The sequence below is a fragment of the Halosolutus gelatinilyticus genome, from assembly GCF_023028105.1.
GTDB classification, from domain to species: Archaea; Halobacteriota; Halobacteria; order Halobacteriales; family Natrialbaceae; genus Halosolutus; species Halosolutus gelatinilyticus.
The window spans coordinates 840,289-860,831 of record NZ_CP095491.1 but is presented as its reverse complement, the minus strand read 5'-3'; the positions used below and the strand labels follow the sequence as shown (position 1 = coordinate 860,831).

General features: G+C 67.6%; 20 protein-coding genes and 2 pseudogenes. 13 read left to right on the top strand and 9 right to left on the bottom strand.

What is annotated here, in order from left to right; all coding sequences use genetic code 11:
* Positions 1-37 precede the first annotated feature (37 nt).
* Complete coding sequence (locus tag MUH00_RS04360) at positions 38-1,672, top strand: bifunctional N(6)-L-threonylcarbamoyladenine synthase/serine/threonine protein kinase (RefSeq protein WP_247002543.1); 1,635 nt, start codon at positions 38-40, stop codon at positions 1,670-1,672.
* On the opposite strand, the gene MUH00_RS04355 is transcribed toward MUH00_RS04360, so the two are convergent.
* Positions 1,673-1,894, bottom strand: coding sequence for a YgaP family membrane protein (locus tag MUH00_RS04355; RefSeq protein WP_247002542.1), 222 nt, complete (start codon positions 1,892-1,894; stop codon positions 1,673-1,675).
* 97 nt (positions 1,895-1,991) lie between these two features.
* Between MUH00_RS04355 and MUH00_RS04350 the strand changes: the two genes are divergently transcribed.
* Together MUH00_RS04350 and MUH00_RS04340 are read left to right on the top strand one after the other, a co-directional pair.
* Complete coding sequence (locus MUH00_RS04350) at positions 1,992-2,648, top strand: helix-turn-helix domain-containing protein (protein WP_247002541.1); 657 nt, start codon at positions 1,992-1,994, stop codon at positions 2,646-2,648.
* Between the two features lie 255 nt (positions 2,649-2,903).
* On the top strand, positions 2,904-3,191 hold the full coding sequence (locus MUH00_RS04340) for a DUF5808 domain-containing protein (RefSeq protein ID WP_247002540.1): 288 nt from the start codon (positions 2,904-2,906) through the stop codon (positions 3,189-3,191).
* A 69-nt stretch (positions 3,192-3,260) separates the two neighbouring features.
* Here the strand turns inward: MUH00_RS04340 and surE are convergent, their stop codons facing one another.
* The gene (gene surE, locus MUH00_RS04335) at positions 3,261-4,097 is read right to left on the bottom strand and encodes a 5'/3'-nucleotidase SurE (RefSeq protein ID WP_247002539.1); all 837 of its coding nucleotides are present in this window, start codon (positions 4,095-4,097) and stop codon (positions 3,261-3,263) included.
* 95 nt (positions 4,098-4,192) lie between these two features.
* A complete protein-coding gene (locus MUH00_RS04330; protein WP_247002538.1) occupies positions 4,193-5,272 on the bottom strand; it encodes a Gfo/Idh/MocA family protein in 1,080 nt (359 codons plus the stop codon).
* Positions 5,273-5,443: 171 nt separating this feature from the next.
* Between MUH00_RS04330 and MUH00_RS04325 the strand changes: the two genes are divergently transcribed.
* From MUH00_RS04325 to arsM, 3 genes are all read left to right on the top strand, one after another.
* Positions 5,444-5,995, top strand: a complete 552-nt coding sequence (locus MUH00_RS04325; RefSeq protein ID WP_247002537.1) for an XTP/dITP diphosphatase — start codon at positions 5,444-5,446, stop codon at positions 5,993-5,995.
* A gap of 182 nt (positions 5,996-6,177) precedes the next feature.
* Positions 6,178-6,564: an ArsR/SmtB family transcription factor gene (locus MUH00_RS04320; RefSeq protein ID WP_247002536.1), complete on the top strand. Its 387-nt coding sequence runs from the start codon at positions 6,178-6,180 to the stop codon at positions 6,562-6,564.
* Between the two features lie 51 nt (positions 6,565-6,615).
* Positions 6,616-7,428 carry an arsenite methyltransferase gene (gene arsM, locus MUH00_RS04315; protein ID WP_247002535.1) on the top strand — a complete coding sequence of 271 codons (813 nt, stop codon included), beginning with the start codon at positions 6,616-6,618 and terminating at the stop codon, positions 7,426-7,428.
* Positions 7,429-7,443: 15 nt separating this feature from the next.
* On the opposite strand, the gene MUH00_RS04310 is transcribed toward arsM, so the two are convergent.
* Both MUH00_RS04310 and MUH00_RS04305 read right to left on the bottom strand, forming a co-directional pair.
* On the bottom strand, positions 7,444-7,917 hold the full coding sequence (locus MUH00_RS04310) for a DUF7384 family protein (protein ID WP_247002534.1): 474 nt from the start codon (positions 7,915-7,917) through the stop codon (positions 7,444-7,446).
* 140 nt (positions 7,918-8,057) lie between these two features.
* Entirely contained in the window at positions 8,058-9,155 is a 1,098-nt protein-coding gene (locus MUH00_RS04305; protein WP_247002533.1) for a putative sulfate/molybdate transporter, read from the bottom strand.
* 279 nt (positions 9,156-9,434) lie between these two features.
* Here MUH00_RS04305 and MUH00_RS04300 point away from each other — a divergent pair, with 279 nt between their 5' ends.
* Positions 9,435-10,475, top strand: coding sequence for an AIR synthase family protein (locus MUH00_RS04300; RefSeq protein WP_247002532.1), 1,041 nt, complete (start codon positions 9,435-9,437; stop codon positions 10,473-10,475).
* 27 nt (positions 10,476-10,502) lie between these two features.
* Here the strand turns inward: MUH00_RS04300 and MUH00_RS04295 are convergent, their stop codons facing one another.
* On the bottom strand, positions 10,503-11,399 hold the full coding sequence (locus MUH00_RS04295; protein ID WP_247002531.1) for an MBL fold metallo-hydrolase: 897 nt from the start codon (positions 11,397-11,399) through the stop codon (positions 10,503-10,505).
* Between the two features lie 319 nt (positions 11,400-11,718).
* Between MUH00_RS04295 and thiD the strand changes: the two are divergent.
* The 3 genes and pseudogenes from thiD to mutS all read left to right on the top strand — a co-directional run.
* Positions 11,719-12,513, top strand: a pseudogene (gene thiD, locus MUH00_RS04290) (bifunctional hydroxymethylpyrimidine kinase/phosphomethylpyrimidine kinase); the annotation flags it as partial.
* Positions 12,514-12,598: 85 nt separating this feature from the next.
* Complete coding sequence (locus tag MUH00_RS04285) at positions 12,599-12,928, top strand: tRNA-binding protein (protein WP_247002530.1); 330 nt, start codon at positions 12,599-12,601, stop codon at positions 12,926-12,928.
* 78 nt (positions 12,929-13,006) lie between these two features.
* On the top strand, positions 13,007-15,790 hold the full coding sequence (gene mutS, locus MUH00_RS04280; RefSeq protein WP_247002529.1) for a DNA mismatch repair protein MutS: 2,784 nt from the start codon (positions 13,007-13,009) through the stop codon (positions 15,788-15,790).
* Between the two features lie 327 nt (positions 15,791-16,117).
* Here mutS and MUH00_RS04275 read toward each other — a convergent pair whose 3' ends face one another.
* From MUH00_RS04275 to MUH00_RS04265, 3 genes and pseudogenes are all read right to left on the bottom strand, one after another.
* Positions 16,118-16,777, bottom strand: a complete 660-nt coding sequence (locus MUH00_RS04275; RefSeq protein WP_247002528.1) for a DUF1028 domain-containing protein — start codon at positions 16,775-16,777, stop codon at positions 16,118-16,120.
* Positions 16,774-17,277, bottom strand: a pseudogene (locus MUH00_RS04270) (oligopeptide/dipeptide ABC transporter ATP-binding protein); the annotation flags it as partial. The gene MUH00_RS04275 and the pseudogene MUH00_RS04270, both read right to left, overlap by 4 nt.
* Before the next feature lie 560 nt (positions 17,278-17,837).
* On the bottom strand, positions 17,838-18,671 hold the full coding sequence (locus tag MUH00_RS04265) for a YihY/virulence factor BrkB family protein (protein ID WP_247002527.1): 834 nt from the start codon (positions 18,669-18,671) through the stop codon (positions 17,838-17,840).
* A gap of 176 nt (positions 18,672-18,847) precedes the next feature.
* On the opposite strand from MUH00_RS04265, the gene MUH00_RS04260 reads away from it, so the two are divergent.
* The 3 genes from MUH00_RS04260 to MUH00_RS04250 all read left to right on the top strand — a co-directional run bounded on the left by MUH00_RS04260 (position 18,848) and on the right by MUH00_RS04250 (position 20,371).
* Positions 18,848-19,513, top strand: a complete 666-nt coding sequence (locus tag MUH00_RS04260; protein WP_247002526.1) for an SOUL family heme-binding protein — start codon at positions 18,848-18,850, stop codon at positions 19,511-19,513.
* Positions 19,514-19,571: 58 nt separating this feature from the next.
* Positions 19,572-20,087, top strand: a complete 516-nt coding sequence (locus tag MUH00_RS04255) for a hypothetical protein (protein ID WP_247002525.1) — start codon at positions 19,572-19,574, stop codon at positions 20,085-20,087.
* A 119-nt stretch (positions 20,088-20,206) separates the two neighbouring features.
* The gene (locus tag MUH00_RS04250; RefSeq protein ID WP_247002524.1) at positions 20,207-20,371 is read left to right on the top strand and encodes a hypothetical protein; all 165 of its coding nucleotides are present in this window, start codon (positions 20,207-20,209) and stop codon (positions 20,369-20,371) included.
* Positions 20,372-20,543 lie beyond the last annotated feature (172 nt).

The following is a 20,543-nucleotide window of genomic DNA, read 5'->3' as shown; positions in this document are numbered from 1 at the left end:
GCGACCCGTGAGCGGAGCGGTCATCTAAGACCAAGCCGTGAGCACCGGCACTCGAATTCTCGGGATCGAAGGCACCGCCTGGGCGGCCAGCGCGGCCGTCTACGATTCCGCGACCGACGACGTATTCATCGAGAGCGACGCCTACCAGCCTGAAAGCGGTGGCATTCACCCCCGCGAGGCGGCCGAACACATGCACGACGCGATCCCGCGCGTCGTCGCGACGGCGCTCGAGCACGCCCGCGAGACGAGCGATCGGCCTGCGGGTGAACCGCCCGTGGACGCGATCGCCTTCTCCCGCGGTCCGGGACTCGGCCCCTGTCTCCGCGTGGTCGGCACCGCCGCGCGGGCGCTAAGCCAGACGCTCGACGTGCCGCTCGTCGGGGTCAACCACATGGTCGCCCACCTCGAGATCGGCCGGCACACGTCGGGATTCGACTTGCCGGTCTGTCTGAACGCCAGCGGCGCGAACGCGCACCTGCTGGCCTATCGGAACGGCCGTTACCGCGTCCTCGGCGAGACGATGGACACCGGCGTCGGCAACGCGATCGACAAGTTCACCCGCCACGTCGGCTGGTCCCACCCCGGCGGCCCGAAGGTCGAGGAGGCCGCGACGGACGGCGAGTACGTGGATCTGCCCTACGTCGTCAAGGGGATGGACTTCTCCTTCTCGGGGATCATGAGCGCCGCCAAGCAGCGGTACGACGACGGCGTTCCCGTCGAGGACGTATGCTATTCGCTGCAGGAGACGATCTTCGGGATGCTCGCGGAGGTCTCGGAGCGGGCGCTCTCGCTGACCGGCGGCGACGAACTCGTCCTCGGCGGCGGCGTCGCCCAGAACGCCCGACTCAGAGAGATGCTCGAAGAGATGTGCGAGCAACGGGGGGCCGACTTCCACGCTCCCGAGGCGCGGTTCCTGCGGGACAACGCGGGCATGATCGCCGTCCTCGGCGCCAAGATGTACGAGGTCGGCGACGTGCTGCCGATCGAAGAGTCCCGGGTCGACCCGAACTTCCGTCCCGATCAGGTCCCGGTGAGTTGGAGAACCGACGAACCGGAACTCGCGATCGGTCGGGAGAACGGAACCGTTCAGGGCGCCGAAGCGACCGTCGACCTCTCACCCGAGGCGGGGCGCGCGACCAAACGCCGCGAGGTCAAGACCTACCGCCACCCGAAACTCGACGATCGACTGCGCCGCGAACGGACGCGGATCGAGGCCCGGCTCACGAGCCAGGCCCGTCGGGAGGGCGTCCCGACGCCCGTGCTCTCGGACGTCGACTCGCGCGAGTCGCGGCTGGTACTCGAGTATGTCGGCGATCGGGACCTCCGCGAGTCGCTGTCGGCCGATCGGGTGAGGGACGTGGGTCGACACCTCGCGAACCTCCACCGAGCGGGGTTCGTCCACGGGGATCCGACGACGCGAAACGTTCGCACGAGTCCGGAGCGAACGTACCTCATCGACTTCGGTCTCGGCTACCACACCGACCACGTCGAGGACTACGCGATGGACCTCCACGTCTTCGATCAGAGCCTCGTCGGGACCGCGAGCGATCCCGGCCCGCTCCGACGGGCCGTCCGCGAGGGATACCGCGACGCCGGCGAGGAGCGAGTCCTCGATCGACTCCGGGAGATCGAGGGCCGCGGCCGATACGTCGACGACGGCGCGGAGTCCTGACTACTCCGCGGAGCAGGACCCGTCCGTCGTGTCGATTCCGAACACCAGGTTACCGCCGCAGAATCCGAGCACCACGTTGGTGAGCAGTCCGAATCCGGCGATCCCCGCGATCACGGCGCGCTCGTGCTCGTCGTCCAGATACGCCGCGTAGCCGACGACGAGCAGCCAGATGCCGAGGACGCCGCGAACGATGCGATCGCGTCTGCCGACGTTTCGCTTCATACTCCGCTGATCGGGCCGATCGGCGGTAATCGAATCGCCGAACATTTCGGCCTGGTTTATTACGGCACGCGGCGAACGGAGCGATCGAACACGGACGATGAAGCGCGTACGCATCACCCTCGCTCCGGCAGGCGACTACGCGCCGCCGGTGTATCGACTCCTCGCGGGCGGCGCCTCGTACCTCGATCGAGTGCGGATCGTCAATTGGAACGTCGCGACGCCGCCGACGGCGTTTCTGCTGTGGCTCCGCGGGGAGTACGGACGGTTCGAGGCCGAACTCGAGCGGCGCGAGAACGTCCATGCGTACGAGATACTCCCCATCACGGATCGCGAGTGTCATTGTTTTTTCGAAGGAACAGTCTCGGCGGCCGCCCGATCGCTGTTCGAGAATTTCACGCGGGGGAGTCTGCTCACCGTGCCGCCGATCGAGTGCCACGACGACGGGACCAACACGTTCACGATCGTCGGCACGCAGGCCGACATCCAGGCCGCGGTCGACGGCGTTCCCGAGGACGTCCGCGTGACGATCGAGGCGGTCGGCGGCGACTCGGTCGCCCCCGAGAGCGCGATCGGTCGCCTCTCCCGCCGCCAGCGGGAGGCGATCGAAACCGCGTTCGCGATCGGCTACTACGACGTGCCCCGAGAGGCGACGATCGCCGATCTCGCCGGGGAACTGGACTGCGGGCGGGCGACGGCCGCGGAACACCTCCAGAAGGGCGAGTCGAAGCTGCTCGCGGCGCTGGTCGGCGAGTGACGATCGGAAACGCGACTTTCCGGCGGGGTTCGTGCACATCCCGTTCTCCCACCGGCAAGCCGCCGCTCGCGACGAGGGAGATCCGAGCGTGGCGATCGAAACGATGGAACGGGGGCTCCTCGCGGGCCTCGAAGCGGCGATCGACGCGGCGACGGACCCCGCGACCGACGGAGATGACGGAGTGGATGACTGAACAATTTCCGCGACCGAGACGAGCACACAATACTCTTATCGGGGGAGGCCGTACGATCGGCCATGGCAGACAAACCGAGTTCCGGTGAGATCCTCGGCGTACCGTACAACTTCGAACGTCCGAGTCTGGGACGAATGCTCTCGTCGTACTGGCAGCCCGGCGAGGGGATGCTCGTCGAGAAACCCTTCGGCGTCGGCTACACGCTGAATCTGGCCAACTGGCGATCGTGGGTCGTCGTGCTCGTCGCCGGCGCGCTCCTCTGGCACCAAGAGCAGAGCGCCGGCGGCGCCGCCGACGAGACCCGGGACGAACCCGTCGAAGTGATCGTCGACGACGAGAGTGACGACTGATTCTTCGGTCGCGGGCCACCGCCGATCGGGCCGTTTCGTCCGTCCGCCGAGAGCCGTCGCCGTACGGTTTCAGGGGTCGTACTCGCCGACGAACCGCTCGAGCGACTCGTGGGACGTCGATCGGTACGGGACCGACAGCGGCGAGATGCTGATCCGCCCCTCGAGGATCGCCCGTCGATCGGTGCCCGGTTCGTCGGGAATCGACCCCTCGGCCATCTGCTCCCAGAGCCGGTTGTGGAGCCTGAATTCGCCGTTCTCGAAACTGCCGTCCATCTCGTAGACCGTCGAGGGTCGCGTGAGTTCGACGCCCGTCGTCTCCCGGTGGGGCGCCGGCGTATTGACGTTGCAGTAGTCGACGCGATCGAAGACGTCGGTGTCGAGTGCGTACTCCACGAGGTCGGCCGTCACCGTCGCCGGTTCGTCGAACGCGTCGGGCGCGAGCTCGGGCTCGTATTCGAGCCGGTCCATCGAGACCGCGATCGACGGCGTCCCGAGGAACGCGGCCTCCATCGCGGCGCTCACGGTCCCCGATCGGGAGAGGACGTACGCCCCGAGGTTCGCGCCGGGGTTGCAGCCGGCGACGACGACGTCCGGTTCGGGATCGAGCGCGCCGAGGCCGACGATGACGCAGTCGCAAGGCGTCCCGTCGACCGCGTAGCCGAGTTCGTGATCGGCGTGGGGGACCGGGCTCGTAAACTGCGCGTCTTCGAAGCCGATCGCGGGTTCGTCGTCGCCCGCCGTCCGGCCGTAGGTGAGCGAGCGACCGACGGCGCTCTGGTTCGTCGCGGGTGCGACGACAGTGACCGACCCGATTTCGGACAGTTCGTCGTGGAGTGCGCGAAGACCGGGCGCGTCGATACCGTCGTCGTTGGTCAGCAGGATCGTGGGCCGATCGCTCTCGCTCATCGATCGGGTACAGGGCCGGCGGCGAGTAAAACGTAGTCGTACCGGAGAAGCTGACGGCCCGAGCCCGCGCGATCGGCGCGGCCGTCGACCGGCCGTTACTCGATCGAGACCGACGTCCCCGTCTCGGCGGCGCGGTAGATCCCGTCGATCACGCGCTGGACCGTCAGGGCCTGCTCGACCGTGTTCAGCGTCGGCGGCTCGCCGGCGGCGACGGCGTCGAGGAACCGCTCGTCGCTTCCCGGCCAGCCGGTGTGCTCGATCGATCCCTCGGTCAGCGTGGCGTCGAGGTTGTGGTCGGTTCCCTGTTTGCCGCTGCGGTACATCGTGAGTTCTTCGCCGCCGAGGTCGAGTTCCGCGCCGGCCTCGGTGCCGCGGACGATAAACCGCTGGGATTCGGGCTGGTTGGCGGCCCACGTGACCTCGAGCGAGATCGTTCGATCGTCTTCGCAGCGGATCATCGCCGTCGCGGAGTCCTCGACGTCGAAGACCGCGTCCTCGGTCTCGGCGTACCAGTCGCCGGGGTCGACGTAGTCCTCGCGGTCGCCGAACTCGGTCCGGGTGACGGCGAACACCTCCTCGACCGAAGGGTACTCCATCAGGTAGAGCGCGAAGTCGATCGCGTGGACGCCGATATCGACGACGGCGCCGCCGCCGGCGAGTTCCTTGCTGGTGAACCAGGAGCCGACGCCGGGGATGCCGCGCCGTCGGACGTAGTTCGCGTCGACGTGGGTGATCTCGCCGAAGTGACCCTCGCGCTGGTAGTCTTTGAACGCCTCCGCCGCGGTCGAGAGGCGGTTGTGGAAGTTCACCATGCAGAAGCCGTCCGCGTCCGCGGCCGCCGCGGCGATCCGCTCCGCGCTCTCGAGGTCGTTCGCGAGGGGTTTCTCGCAGAGGACGTTGTACCCGCGCTCCAGCGCGGCGACGACCGCGTCCTCGTGGAACGCGTTCGGCGTGGAGACGGCGATCGCGTCGAGGTCTTCGGCGTCGTACATCGCCTCGAACTGCTCGTACGTGGTCGCGTCGTAGCTCTCCGCGAACGCCTTGCGCGTCTCGGCCACGAGATCCGCGCCCGCGACGACCTCGTGGCCGAAGTCCGCGGCGTTCGAGGCGTGTACCTGTCCCATGAATCCCAGTCCGACGACACCGAGCCTGACGCGATCGTTCGGATTACTCATACGTCGAGTAAATCAGTTCACCAAGGAAAGTGTTGCGAGTGGTGTCGGCGATACGGGGGGTGCGTTCGCACTCGGATCAGAGTCCCGACGGGATCGGACCGATCGAGGAAAATGTGACGGAGACGCGGCGCAACCGACGCACCTTTGCCGCCGCCGGCCAGCCCATCGCACATGGCTATCCGATTCGTGACGGGGAACGAGGGCAAGGTCAGGGAAGCACGCGAGTACTTCGAGGGAATCGAAGCCGTCGAGCGGGTTGCCCACGACTACACGGAGATTCAGAGCGACTCGCTCGAGGCGATCGCAGCCCGCGGCGCGCACGAGACGTTCGACGCGCTCGGTGGCGAGGAACCGGTAGTCGTCGACGACACGGGCCTGTTCGTCGACGCCCTCGGCGGCTTTCCGGGACCGTACTCGGCCTACGTCGAGGACACGGTCGGCGTCGATCGGCTCTGGCGACTGGCGAAGGGCGAAGAGAACCGTCGCGCCCGGTTCCGGACGGTACTCGCGTACGCGGACGAGAACGGGACCGAGACGTTCGACGGGGCCGTCGCCGGCACGCTGGTCGCACCCCGGGGCGAGGGCGGGTTCGGGTACGACCCTATCTTCGAGTACAACGGACGGACGCTGGCCGAGATGAGCACCGAGGAGAAGAACGCGATCTCCCACCGCGGCCGGGCGCTGGCGAAGTTCGCGGAGTGGTACGGCGAACGCCGCCCTTGATATCGTATTTTTCCGATTATCTTCTCTCCAGAGTCGTATTGATATTCCGTTGTGTGGCGACTTCTGTGGAATCAGGCTATCTACCCTATAGACTTATATCGGTGTAATTCGATATTGGATGTGAGGACACGAGATGACGGAGAGCCGTATCGCGTCAAGAGTCCTGATCGGGAAATCACGATATGACTGACGGAAACCCCCTCACGGACGCCTGCTGTGCGGTCGAACAACTGTACGACGACGTCGAGAACCCCGTCGCCGACCTCGAGCGCTTGCGATCGGACGCGGATCGGATCGAAACGCAGGCTGCCGTCTTCGGGGCGTTCGCGAACGAACACCGGGTTCGGATTCTCGAAGCGCTCCGCGACGGGGAGCGGTGCGTCTGTGAACTGCAGGTCGTCCTCGAAGCGCCGCAATCGACCGTGGCGACGCACCTCCGGACGCTCCGCGACGTCGGCCTGGTCAAGAGCCGAAAGAAGGGGCGCTGGACGTACTACCGTATCGCCGACACCGCGGTCTTCGAGTTGCTCGACGTCGCCGCCGCGATCGACGTCCCGATCGACGACTAACGCGAGACCCGTCGGCGATCCGACCGAATCCACGAACGAGACACCACACCGATGACAGACGAGACATTGACCGACGACGCACCGGCTGACGGCGAGACGACGCCGACCGACCCCGCGACCCGCCGATCGACCGTCCGCGAAGAGTACGGCTCGATCGCGAGCACGAACGGCGACTGCTGCGGCGGGGAGAACGCGAGCGCCACCGACGACGGCCCGGCCGCGGAGCGCGCGTGCTCGGTCGGCTACGACGCGGCCGATCTCGAGGGCGCACCCGACGACGCGAACCTCGGGCTGGGCTGTGGAAACCCGATCGCGATCTCGAACCTCGAGCCCGGCGAGACGGTGCTTGACCTCGGCTCCGGCGGCGGCTTCGACTGCTTCCTCGCGGCGCGCGAGGTCGGCCCCGACGGAACGGTGATCGGCGTCGACATGACGCCGGAGATGATCGACACGGCCCGAACGAACGCCCGCGAGAGCGACCTCGAGAACGTCGAGTTCCGTCTCGGCGAGATCGAACACCTTCCGGTCGCCGACGGGACGGTGGACGCGATCATCTCGAACTGCGTCGTCAACCTCTCGCCCGAGAAGCCGCGGGTGCTCGCGGAGGCGTACCGGGTGCTTCGACCCGGCGGCACGATCGCGATCTCGGATCTGGTCGCGACCGAACCGCTTTCCGAGGAACTCAGGGAGGACCCCGAGGCCGTCACCGCCTGCGTGGGCGGCGCCGCGACGATCGACGAACTGGAACGCTGGCTCGCCGAGGCGGGCTTCGTCGACGTCTCGATCGCCGTCGAGGGCGAGTGGGTGCCGTCCGACGAGACGCCGGTCGTCTCCGCACGGATCGAAGGGCGGAAGCCGGCGTAACGGGGTCGAGCGCGACTACGCTCTGGGATCCCGGTCGGGGCCCGGATAGTCGTCGCCTTCGATGGCCGCGTAGAGGCTTTCCGGATCGAACAGCCGAGCGAAGGCGTCCGGCGAACGGACGCTGACGGAGACGCGCGGTTGCAGCCGCAGCCCCGCTTTCGCGGAGCCGAGTCGCTCGTCGTAGGAGAGCAGGTGCGCGGCGTCGCCGCGGTAAGCCGACGCCAGCGCCGGATGATCTTCCTCGGGGTGGTCGACCGCGACCCGATCGGTCTCGAGTCGCTCGCGGTGGGCGGCCGCGAGGTCCGGATCGGCCAGCGCCGCGACGATGCGCTCGGTTCGATCGAGCAACGGGTCGCTCGCGACCAGGTCGATCCAGGAGTGGCGCCGAACGTGATCGAGCGCCTCGCGGGCGTCGCCGCCGACGAGCAGATCGGCCGCGAGCACGTCCGCGTCGGCGACGACGCGAGCGGGGTTCGGCTGCTCACTCATCGGCTCTCTCCTCCTCCTGTTTCGCGTACGTCTCTCGGACGGCTTCGAGATCCACGTCGTACGCCCGACTCCGATCGAACAGGTCGGCCCAGCTCTCGGTCATCGGCGGCCATTCGAACCCCGTCGTGAAAAACTCGCACCTATCGATCGAGCAGCCAGACGACGCCGGCGCCGAGCGCGAACGCGACCCCGACGTTGACCGCGACGCCGACCAGACCGACGCCGGCGACGACCGCCAGGGATCGCACGCCGCTGACGGGCGCTACGGCCGCGCGGCCGAGTTCGAGGGCGACGACGACCAGCAGGACGCCGAGCAGCGCCAGCGGGAACGCGGCGAACAGCGCGCCGGCGGCGACGAGCGCGAGCGCGAGGTACCCGACCCCGAGCAGGACGTTCGCGCCGCCGGTGCGGGCGCCGAACGCGTACTTGCCGGCGAGGCCGCCGCTGCCGTGACACATCGGGACTCCGCCGATCGGGATCGCGGCGAGGCAGGTGACGCCCATCGTCTGCGAGAGGTCGTCGGCGGAGACGTCCCGATCGTAGAGGTCGCCACAGAGCAGCGCGGTCGCGATCGCGGCGTTGCCGAGCGTCATCCCGAGCTGGGCGACGGTACCTTCCAGCGCGGCGCCGCTGACCGACGGCGCGCCCGCGGGAAACAGCGTCAGCCGTGGCGCCGCGGGCGTCGGAACGCCGGCCGTCGCCACGGCTGCGATGGCGCCGATTCCCAGGACGACCAGAACGCTCGGCTGACGGTAGCCCGCGATCGCGAGGACGGCGACGACGGCGAACCCGGCCGCGGCGACCGGAACGCTCTCCAGCGAGAGGCCGACCGCGGCCTCGAGCAACAGCAGGGCGACGGCGAGTTGGACGCCGCGAACGACGGGTTCGCCGACGATCCGCTGCAGTCGATCGACGAAGCCGAGACGGCCGATCGCCAGCAACACCGCGCCGGCGAGCAGTCCCGCGGTGGCCAGTTCCGGATAGGAGAGCGAACCGACGATCGCCAGCCCGACCAGCGCCTTCATCGGTTCGACCGACAGCGGTAACCCGTAGTAGAGCCCCCAGACGATCTGGAAGATCCCGAAGCCGACGAGCACGTGGGGCAGCGAGATCGCCGTCGTCGCGGCGAGGGCGACCAGCAGGGGAAGAACCGTAACCGAATCACCTAGCGCACCCGTCACTTCGCTCGGGGTAAATTCGAGCCCGCTATCTGTCTTCAACGGGGATGAGTGCGCCATCTGTGCCCGCTACGTGTGGCGGGAACTTCATCGTTTTCGGTAACCACATTCGTTTTCACGACCCGCGTGCGGTGAGCGAAATCGGTTACGTCTTCCCGTCTCGTCGAGGACCCGATCGCCTCGCCGAGGCTCGATTTCAGACCGTCGACGGCGTCGTCCGCCGGCGACCGGCGCGGACACCGCGGCTCGGTAATCGGTCCGGCGATCGGGCCGAGGATCGGTCGTCGTTTCGGCGGCGAAACCAGCATACTCAAGATCGATCGCCGAAATCCCTCGCGTGTGACCGACCTCGGCAAGATCGATCGGGCCTTCTTCGAACGACACGTCGCGTCGAACCTCGGCGCCGATCGCGGCGACGTCAACCTCGGGCCGACCCACGGCGTCGACTTCGGCGTCCTCGATATCGGCGGGCGGGCGCTGGTGACGGCGACCGATCCGCTCTCGATCCTCCCGGCGCTCGGGTTCGAGCGAGCGGCGCGATTCGCGCTGGATCTGATCCTCGCGGACGTGGCCGTCAGCGGGGTCTCCCCGTCGCACCTCTCGATCTGCTTTACGCTCCCCGAGACGATGACCGACGACGAGTTCGCGACGATCTGGGAGACGATCGACGCGGAGTGTGTGGACCTCGGCGTGGCGATCGTCACCGGCCACACCGCACGCTACTCCGATCCGTCCTACCCGTGGGTCGGCGCGGCGACCGCGATGGGCGTCGGCGACCACGGCGAAATCGTCCGCCCCGACGGCGCGCGGCCCGGCGATCGACTCCTCCTGACGACCGGTCCTGCCGTCGAGGCGGTCGGGCTGTTGAGTACGCTCTTTCCGGACCAACTGGACCTCCCCGAAGACGTCGTCTCCGCCGCCCAGGATCGGCTGGACGAAGTCCACTGCGTACGTGACGCCCTCACCGCGGCCGCGGCGGGGCCCGTGACGGCCATGCACGACGTCACCGAGGGCGGTCTCGCGGGGGCGGTAAACGAGATGGCCGACGGCTCCGGTACCCGGTTCGCGATCGATCGCGAGGCGGTGCCGATGCGGCCCGGCGTCGCCGAAGTGTGCGAGCACCTCGGGATGGACCCGTGGGCCGCCACCAGTTGCGGCTCGCTTCTGATCGCGGTCGATCCCGAGGGCGCCGAGGACGTGCGCGCGGCGCTGGATGCGCGCGGGACCGTTGCGGCCGAGATCGGTCGCGTCGAGGCGATCGAGGGCGAGACGGTCGATTCGGCGACCGGCGGCGAGGTCTTCGTGGACGGCGACCGACTCGAACACCCGGGAACCGATCCGTCGTGGGCGGCGTACGCCGACCTGGCGGGCGACGGATAACCGCCCGAACCGAGCGGTCGATCGACGCTACGGCGACGATTCCTCGAGATACGTCAGTACGCCCGCGACGTCGCCCTCGAGGCCCAGACTCCCCCACTCCGATCGGAGTTCGTTCGCGATCGCGATCGGATCGCCGGGACCGTCGACGCGTTCCGCGGCGTTCTCGACGGCCACGACCCACTCCGGGAGCATCCGTTCGTACGCTTCGAGCCGATCGACGGCGTCCGTTTCGACGCCGTAGTGGGGGTAGCAGTTCACCTCGGGCTCGAGCTCTCGGAGCCGTTCGACGGTCTCGACCGCGTCCTCGAGGTCGAACCGCGGCGGCTGCGTCGTCGGGTAGAGATCGCCGTCGAGTACCATCCCCGCCGCGTCGGCGGTGAACAGCGCGCCAGTCGACTCGTCGAAGAACGCGGCTTGGTGCGGCGCGTGGCCCGGCGCGTCGTGGACCGACAGCGTCCGGTCGCCGAGGTCGATCGCGTCGCCGCCCGCGATCGGCCGGGCGCGATCGGCGGGCACGAGATCGGGATCGCCGTAGGGTTCGGGCACGCCGACCGCCTCCTCGACGCTTCGTTTCAGTTTCGCGAGCAACTCGGCGTCGGTGAGAAAGTCGATCCCGCGCTCGTGGCAGCGAACCGTCGCGTTCGGACACGCCGCCGCCAGTTCGCCCGTTCCCCCGGCGTGATCGAGGTGGACGTGCGTGGGAACCAGGTGCGCGATGGCCTCGCGGTCGATGTCGAGTTCGTCCAGCGCTGCGAGAACGGCCGCCGGCGTGGTGTCGGCCGTTCCGGTGTCGAGTACCGCCGGATCCGGCGTATCGAAGATGTACACCGCCAGCTGACCGGGCTGGCGGAACAGCCTGCCGTCGACGCGGTAGACGTCGTCCGTCCCCGGAACGCGTTCGATGTCGGGCTCGCGACCGGTCATTGGACGGAGATCACGTTCCGGCGACTTGAAACCACCGCGGCGATCGGTAAACGAGGGGCGCGCTGGGCGCTCAACCCGCATCATCGATCCGACGGCAAGCCCGGATCGTGATCGAACTGCTGCGAACGCCGCGAAAATCCTTGCGGTGCTCGATTTCCAGGCCCGGCGAGACGTTCTGCGTCTCGCCTGCCGATCAACCGGCCGGGGCTTTCGCGGTGGTTTTAGTACTTCTCGGGGCGAACCAGCGTTCACGACGTTCGACGATCGACTTCCGGTCGGCACCATCACCGCTTTGTATAACAGGTGAATACACTCGATTATGAAAACGCCAGTACCCGAGACGAGACCGGTCGCGCTGACGATCGCGGGAAGCGACTCCGGCGGCGGGGCCGGAATCCAGGCCGACCTCGCGACGATGGCGACCCACGGGGTCTTCGGCACGTCGGCGATCACCGCGCTCACCGCCCAGAACACCCGCGGCGTCGAGTCGTCGTTCGCCCTCCCGGGCGAGGAGGTCGCGGCCCAGATCGAGGCCGTGACCGAGGACTTCGCGATCGGGGCCGCGAAAACGGGGATGCTCGCGACGGTCGAGATCGTCGAGACGGTGACCGAGCACGCGGCCGCGTTCGAGTTCCCGCTGGTGGTCGACCCCGTGATGATCGCGGCCTCCGGCGATCGGCTGCTCGAACCCGAGGCCGAACGCGCCTACGAGGACCTGTTCGCCGAGGCGGCGCTCGTCACGCCGAACGCCGACGAGGCCGAAGCGCTGACCGGGATCGCCGTTCAGGACGAGTCGAGCGCGCAGGAGGCGGGCGAGTCGCTCCGCGACCTGGGGGCCGACGCCGCGCTCGTCAAGGGCGGTCACGTGCCCGGCGAGACGGTGCGGGACGTGCTCGTGACGGCCGACGGCGCGACGACGTTCGAACACGAGCGGGTCGACACCGATGCGACCCACGGCTCCGGCTGTACGCTCGCGTCCGCGATCGCGTCCAGACTCGCCGGCGGGGACGACCTCGACGGCGCCGTCGAAGGCGCGACCGACTTCCTCGCGCGAGCGATCGAGCACTACTACGACGTCGGGAAGGGGCCGGGCGCGGTCAATCACTCGGTCGATCGGTCGTCGAACCGGTAGGCGGACGTCGTCGCCGCTTCGGACGGCGCTCACCGACGTTTATTACGGATCGGGTTCTCGATCCGGTATGGTCGAGAATCCGTTCGACGTCGAAATCCGCGTCGGCGAAGTGCTCGAGGCCGAAGCGTTTCCGGAGGCGAACAAGCCGAAGATGACCAAGCTCTGGATCGATCTGGGTGAGGAGCACGGCGAGGTCCAGTCCGCCGCGCAGTACGACCACCACTACGACCCCGAGGACCTCGTGGGACGGCAGGTGCTTTGCGCGACGAACCTCGGCTCGGTCCGGATCGCCGGCTTCAAATCCGAGGCGCTGACCGTCGGCGTCCCCGGCGAGGCGGAGTACCCGGTGCTCGTGGAGCCGGACAAGGACGTTCCGCTCGGCGGCCTGCTGTTCTGATCGACTGCGTTCGGCGACAGCATCACTTTCACCGCGGATCCCGCAGGGTTTTTGTAATGGACCGCGCAGTCACCGAACATGACCGAGGCGACGGGTATCGTCGGGGAGTTTCTCTCGCTCAAAGAGGAGACCGACGCGGACGTGTTGGCGATGCAGTGTGGCGATTTCTACGAGTTCTTCGCGGACGACGCCGAACTCGTCGCCGACGAGTTGGACCTGAAAGTCTCGCAGAAGTCCTCGCACGGGTCGTCGTACCCGATGGCGGGCGTCCCGATCGACGACCTCACGCCCTACCTCAAGGCGCTGGTCGAGCGCGGCTACCGCGTGGCGGTCGCCGACCAGTACGAGACCGACGACGGACACGCGCGCGAGATCGTCCGCGTCGTCACCCCCGGCACCCTGCTGGAGACGAGCGACGCCGACGCGCAGTACCTCGCGGCGATCGTCGACGGCAGCGAACTGGACTCGAACGGGCGCGGATCGGGCCGCGGCGGGTCGGGGCGCGGCCGATCGACGGCCGACGCGACCTACGGACTCGCCTTCGCCGACATCACCACCGGTCGGTTCCTCGTCGCCGAGGCCGAGGACGTCGACGCGGCGCTGACGGAACTGTACCGATTCGACCCCGTCGAGGTGCTGCCCGGCCCGGCGGTCCGATCGGACGACGCGGTGCTCAACCGGGTCCGCGAGCGGTTCGACGCGACGCTGACGCTCCACGAAACGGAGGCGTTCGCACCTAAACGGGCCGCCCACGCGGTCCGCGACCAGTTCGGCCGCGAGACCGTCGATCGGCTTTCGGTCGGCGCGGCGACCGTCGCAGCCGCGGGCGCGATCCTCTCGTACGTCGAGGAGACCGGCGCCGGCGTGCTCGCCTCGATGACGCGCATCCAGGCCCACCACGGCGACGACCACGTCACGCTGGACGCGACCACCCAGCGCAACCTCGAGTTGACGGAGACGATGCAGGGCGATCGCGACGGCACGCTGTTCGCGACGATCGACCACACCGAGACGAGCGCCGGGCGACGACTGTTGAAGGAGTGGCTCTGTCGGCCTCGCAGGTCGCTCGAGACGCTTTCGCGCCGCCAGGAGTCGGTCGCCGCGCTCGCCTCGGCCGCGCTCGCCCGCGACGAACTCCAGGACGCACTCGACGAGGCCTACGACCTCGAACGGCTGGCCTCGAAGGCGACCCACGGCAGCGCCGACGCGCGCGACCTGCTGGCGGTTCGGGAGACCCTCGCCGTTCTCCCCGCGATCGCCGAGACGATCGCCTCGACACCCGAGCTGGCGGACTCGCCGCTGTCGGAGATCGTCGACCGGCCCGACCGCGAGGCAGCCGACGAACTGCGCGAGCAACTGGCGGTGGCCATCGCCGACGATCCGCCGTCGACGGTGACCCAGGGCGAACTCTTCCAGCGGGGGTACGACGACGAACTCGACGAGGTGATCGATCGCCACGAGGAGGTCAGACGGTGGCTCGACACCCTCGACGAACGCGAGAAGCGCCAGCACGGCCTCTCGCACGTGACGGTCGATCGCAACCGGACCGACGGCTACTACATCCAGGTCGGCAAGTCCGTAGCCGACGGCGTCCCCGACCACTACGAGCAGATCAAGACGCTGAAGAACTCGAAGCGGTTCACGACCGACGAACTCGAGGAGAAAGAGCGAGAGATCCTCCGCCTCGAGGAGCGACGCGGTGACCTCGAGTACGAACTGTTCGAAACGCTCCGCGAAGAGGTGGCCGATCGCGCCGAACTCCTGCAGGACGTCGGCCGCACGCTCGCGACCGTCGACGCGCTCGCGAGCCTGGCGACCCACGCCGCGGAGAACCGCTGGGTGAAACCGAGCCTGCACCGCGGCGATCGACTCGCGATCGAGCAGGGCCGACACCCCGTGGTCGAGCAGACGACGGAGTTCGTGCCCAACGACGTCCGGCTGGGGCCGGCGGCTACGGCCGCCGGCCGAGAACGCGCCGGCGGGCGCGCAGACGAGGACCGAGACTTCCTCGTCGTGACCGGTCCCAACATGTCCGGGAAGTCGACCTACATGCGACAGGTCGCCTGCATCGTCCTGCTGGCCCAGATCGGCAGCTTCGTTCCCGCGAAGGCGGCCGAGATCGGTCTCGTCGACGGCATCTTCACCCGCGTCGGCGCGCTGGACGAACTCGCGCAGGGCCGATCGACGTTCATGGTCGAGATGAGCGAACTCTCGAACATCCTCCACGCCGCGACCGACGACTCGCTCGTCATTTTAGACGAGGTCGGCCGCGGCACCGCCACGTACGACGGCATCTCGATCGCCTGGGCCGCGACGGAGTATCTCCACAACGAGGTCAAAGCGAAGACGCTGTTCGCCACCCACTACCACGAACTGACCGGCCTCGCCGAGAACCTCCCCCGCGTCGCCAACGTCCACGTCGCCGCGGACGAGCGCGACGGCGACGTCACCTTCCTGCGAACCGTCCGCGACGGGCCCACGGACCGCTCCTACGGGATCCACGTCGCCGACCTCGCGGGCGTCCCCGGCCCCGTCGTCGATCGCGCCCGCGACGTGCTCGATCGGCTGCGCGAGGAGAAGGCGATCGAGGCCAAGGGCGGCGGCTCGAACGAACCCGTTCAGACGGTGTTCGACGTGTCGAGCGGGCAGTTCCGCGGGCCGGCGAACGCCGACGGGGGTGAGCGAACCCGCGGTTCGCGATCCTCGCCGGAAGTTTCCTCCGACGCAGGGGGACCGAAAGACGCGCTCGACCCCGAAATCGAACGCCTGCTCGACGAGATCGAGTCGATCGACGTGAACACGACGCCGCCGGTGGAGCTGATCGCGAAGGTCCAGGAGTGGCAGGACCGACTCCCGGAGTGATCTCGTCGGAAGCGATCGATCGGCCGAAAAGGAAAGAAGTGACATATTTTGAGCAGTGAGTGGAAGATGATGTGAGATGGAACGGTCTATTTCGGTCGCCTCGATTCGAAAACTGAAAATTCAGCCGCAATCAGGCGTTCAAACCTAACTAACGCGTCCTACCTGTTGCTCGATCCCACGTTTCCGAACGACCGTTCGTCGATCGAACTATCCCCGGTACGTGGGCCAAATATGCGTATTTAGCGCGGTTTGGTATTCAGGGCGAAGGAATCCCTCGTAGTTACTGTTCGTCGATGTGTTCTTCCAAGTAATAGAACGATTATATTTCTATTCGGGGTGCCGTTGCAGGTCGACCGCGAGGTACCGCTCTGCCCAGTCAGCGCCCGTCGTACTCGCGACCTCGTGGAGCCGTTCGAGTTCGGCGACGGCGTCCTCGCGTTCGTCGACGCGCAAGTCGTGTTCCAATCGGGGTGCCTCCGGGTGGAACACGGAGAGTGCGGCGCTCTGTGCATGGGCGCCGCGCTTGTCGCCGCCCGCGTTCTCGCCGGCGCGGAGCGCACGGAGGAGCCGTTCGTCCAGCGGCCGATCGGCGCTCCCCTCGAACGCCTCGGCGATCGCGTCGAGGACGCCGCCGTCGATGAGCAGGTTGCCCGCGACGGTGTAGCCGTCGCCCTCCAGGTGGCCGGCCCACGAACCGCAGTCGTCGCCCGTCACCGCGACGGCCGCTCCCGACGAATCGACGCCGTGGACCTGTCTCAGGGTCGCGTCCGGGTCCGCGTCGAGTTCCGATCGGACGACGTCGCCGACCGATTCGCCGCCCTCGAGTCGGCGGGTCGCCCGGACGCCGATCGGCGTGTTCGTCGTGGCCTGCGTACAGACCGCGCCGCGCCGGCACACGAACGCGGCCGTCGAGCCGACCGCGATCGCCTTCGTCGCGATGGCCGCGCCGTGTCGCCCGTTCGCGGTCGCGCAGATGGAGAACGTCACTTGCGTTTCACCTCCGCGCTCGGCTCCGACGACGATCGCTCGTGAACCGGGTCGCTCATCGCCTCGCGCGAGAGGTGACAGGCGATGACGTGGTCGTCTCCGTCGACCGATTCGAGCGCGGGTTCGTCGCGCTCGCACTCGCCGCCGATCTTCTTCGGACAGCGGGTGTGGAACGGGCAGCCCTGCGGCGGGTCCAGGGGACTGGGAACCGTCCCCTCGAGAAGGATGCGCTCGGTCTGCTGGTCCGGATTCGCGTGGGGGACGGCCGAGAGCAGGCTCTCCGTGTACGGGTGGTACGGCGGCTCGAACACCTGCTCGACCGTGCCGAACTCGGCGATCTTGCCGAGGTACATGACCGCGACGCGATCGCAGAGGTGCCGGACGACGCTGATGTTGTGCGAGATGAACAGGTACGAGAGCCCGAACTCGTCCTGGACGTCGTCGAGCAGGTTGAGGATCTGCGCCTGCACCGAGACGTCGAGCGCCGAGAACGGCCGATCGGTCCGGTGGAGGTTCGCGGAGAACTCGGCCTCGACGATCGGACGCGCGGCCGAGTTGGTCGTCGTCTCAGTTCACCATCGCCGAGAACCGCCACACACAGATATCATTGAGAGTGATAGAATAGCGTTTGACAGTTTAGGGATTGAACTCGTGGAAGATCGACGATCGAAACTCCGATGCAGCCATCCCGTCCGACGCTCTGGGGCGTACGAGTGCGTGCACGGAAGTGGTTGAAGAGTTGATGATGAAAGCGGGATTATATGGGTATTATTTCACTATATGGGATAAAAGATGGCGTTTTATCGGTGATTTGCTTCGACAGTGACCACCGGCCAACGTTTCGTCGGTCGGCCGGACCATTTGAACGCCCGATCGTCGGTCGACGGACGAACGGGCCGTGTAGTCGCCGGTCCAAAAATAATGGTTATCGTATCTAATCCGAGAATTATCGGATTTAAAACACTTCTAAACCGGCGGTCAGACGCAAGATCTCCGCGGTGACTCCGTCTTCGGGAGGTGATCCGCTCGACGTCAGTTCGATGGGCGTCCTGCTGTCCGCTCACGCGCGTACCGTGTCCGTCGAGTCGGCGCCGACGTCGCTGCTTCCGTCCCGCTCGTCGGTGTCGTGCCTGCCGACGACGACGTTGACCGCCGCGCCGACCAGCAAGACGAAGGCGGTGCCGTAGAGCCAGACGAGCAACAGGATGATGGCCCCGAACGTCTCGTAGGTGCCGACGGTGTCCACGAGTTCCACGTAGATGCTGAACACGCCCTCGAGAAGCACCCAGCCTGCGGCCGCGACGATCGTCCCCGGAAGCACTTCGCGGGCCGTCACGTCCGGATTGGGAAAGACATAGTACATGGGGAAGAAGGCGATCGAGAGGCCGACGAATAGCGACAGCGGCGCCAGGCTCTCGACGATCGGGTGCTCGAACGCGGTCATCGTGGTCGCCGCGAAGCCGGCGCCGACGGTCGCGATCAGGATGGCGACGAAGACGACGATCCCGTCGAGCAGTCGTCCGGCGAACGATCGCCGTTCGGTGCCGTACAGTTCCTCGAAGGCGGTGCTGACGCCCCGGAAGATGCGCAGCATTCCCCAGAGCAGGGAGACGATGCCGATGAGCGACGCGCCGGCGCGCTTCGAGGCGTGCGTCAGGGCTTCGTACACGAGGCCCTTCCCGGCGGGACTGAGGTGCTCGCGCGACACGGCCACGATCTGTTCGGTGAGGTACTCGTTGCCGACGGCGCCGGCGACGATGAAGAGCAGGAGCAACAGCGGGAGGATCGAGAGGAACGCGGCGTGGGCGATGCTGCCCGCCATGAACGTCACGTTGTGCTCGCGGACGAGCGCGACGACCTTTCGGGCGACGGTGATGGCCCGTCGCACGTTCATAGCGGAAAAACGGGAGGTTCGGCGAAAAGCGGGGTGCCGGCACACGCTACCCGGGTCGACGGGACTCTCCGAACTCGACCCGCCGTCTCACCGTCCGGTCCATTTCGACACCGTTCCGTTTCGCCGATCCCGGATCCGACTGCTGTGCTTTTGCCGATCGGGCACCTACGCGTGGTATGCGAAGGCAAATCGCTGTGCTCGCCGCGGGCGTCTGCGGCCTCCTCGCGGCCTGGATCGGCTGGGGCGCGTACGTCCTCGGAACGACCGAACGCGTTCCCGCCGAGACCCTCGACCGCGACGGTCCCTTCGAACTCCGGCGCTATCCGGCGACGGTTCTAGTCGAGACGACCGCTCCGGACCGATCGACGGCGTTTCGACGCCTCTTCCGGTACATCTCGGGGGAAAACGGAACCGGCGACGAACTCCCCATGACCGCTCCCGTCACCACGCACGGCGAGACGGGTTCGGTAGCAGAACCGGTTCGATCGGCCGATCGGGGCGGCGACGCCGTGACGACGACGGCGCCGGTCGGGACGGATCGATCGGTCGGCGGGATCACGATGGCGTTTTTCCTTCCCCCGACGTACGCGGTCGACGCGGCGCCGATCCCGACCGATCCGGACGTCCACCTCGTCGTCGAACCCTCGCGAACGGTCGCCGTCCACCGATTCTCCTGGTACGCGACGCCGGATCGAGTCGATCGAGCGCGACGGTCCCTGTTCGCGGAACTCGACGACCGAGTCCTCGAGCACCACTACGATCCGGCGTTGCTCCAGTACAACGACCCGTGGACGCCACCGTTCATGCGACGGAACGAAGTGGCCGTCACCGTCGAGCGCTGACCGGTCGCGAGAGCCGCCGGTCCCAACTGACTTCGGGTTCCGGTCCCAAGGAGGCGGTATGAGCGCCGATTCGGGACCCCACTTGTCGGTCGCGGAGTTCGTCGAGTACTGCCGGACGCAGGCCGCGCTCCTGTCCGGCCGCGTCGAAACGATCGACGACGAGGCGACCGCTCTCCTCGACGAGATCGACGACGGGATGGCCGAGGTTCGATCCCGCCTCGAGAAACAGGGCGCTGGCGGTGCCGGACCGGTCTCGCCCTCGACGGCGGGCAGCGCCGATCGCGACGCCGACCTCGCGTCGATCGAGGAACTCCAGCGGGATCTCGAGGAGAAGCAGGCGATCGTCGACGCCAAACAGGCCCGAATACAGGCGTTTCAGGAGTTGGCGGTCGGCTACACGGACCTCGCCGAGGAGCTCTCGACGTCGATCGATGACGGCCGGGAGGCGCTGACGCGCGTGGTCGAGTTCGAGGCCGATCGGGACGCGCCCGCGTACTTCGACGATCGGCAGACGGTGCTCGAAGCCGCCCTCGAAGGAAGCGAGCGGCGCGAGTCGGATTCCGACGCGTCGTAAGGCGATCGGTTCGGACCGATCGGCGCGCGACGGCGTGACGGCCGGGTGCGACGGGCCCGCGGGTTCGATCGGTGTCGATCGCCGAACGGTTTATTCGAATTCGTCGCGTGCTCCCACGCATGTCGCCGACGACCCACAGGTGCACCTGTGGTGCGACCCTCCGGTTCCGCCAGGACATCCGCAAGGAGACGACCGGCGTCTATCCGACCTGGAAGTGTAGCGACTGCGGGACGCCAGTCCCCGGTATGATCGCGGAGCGACTCCGCCACCAGCACCCGTCGTAGTCGCCGGGCGCCGGTCCCGTCGTAGTCGTCCGACACCGTCTCTGTCGGAGCCGTCTCGCACCGGTATTCGTCGCGGTGACCGACCGCGTTCGATCCCGATCCGGATTTCCTCGAGGGATCGATCGCCTTCGGACCGGTGTGACGGTCGGGGACTCGATCGACGCGCGTCTCG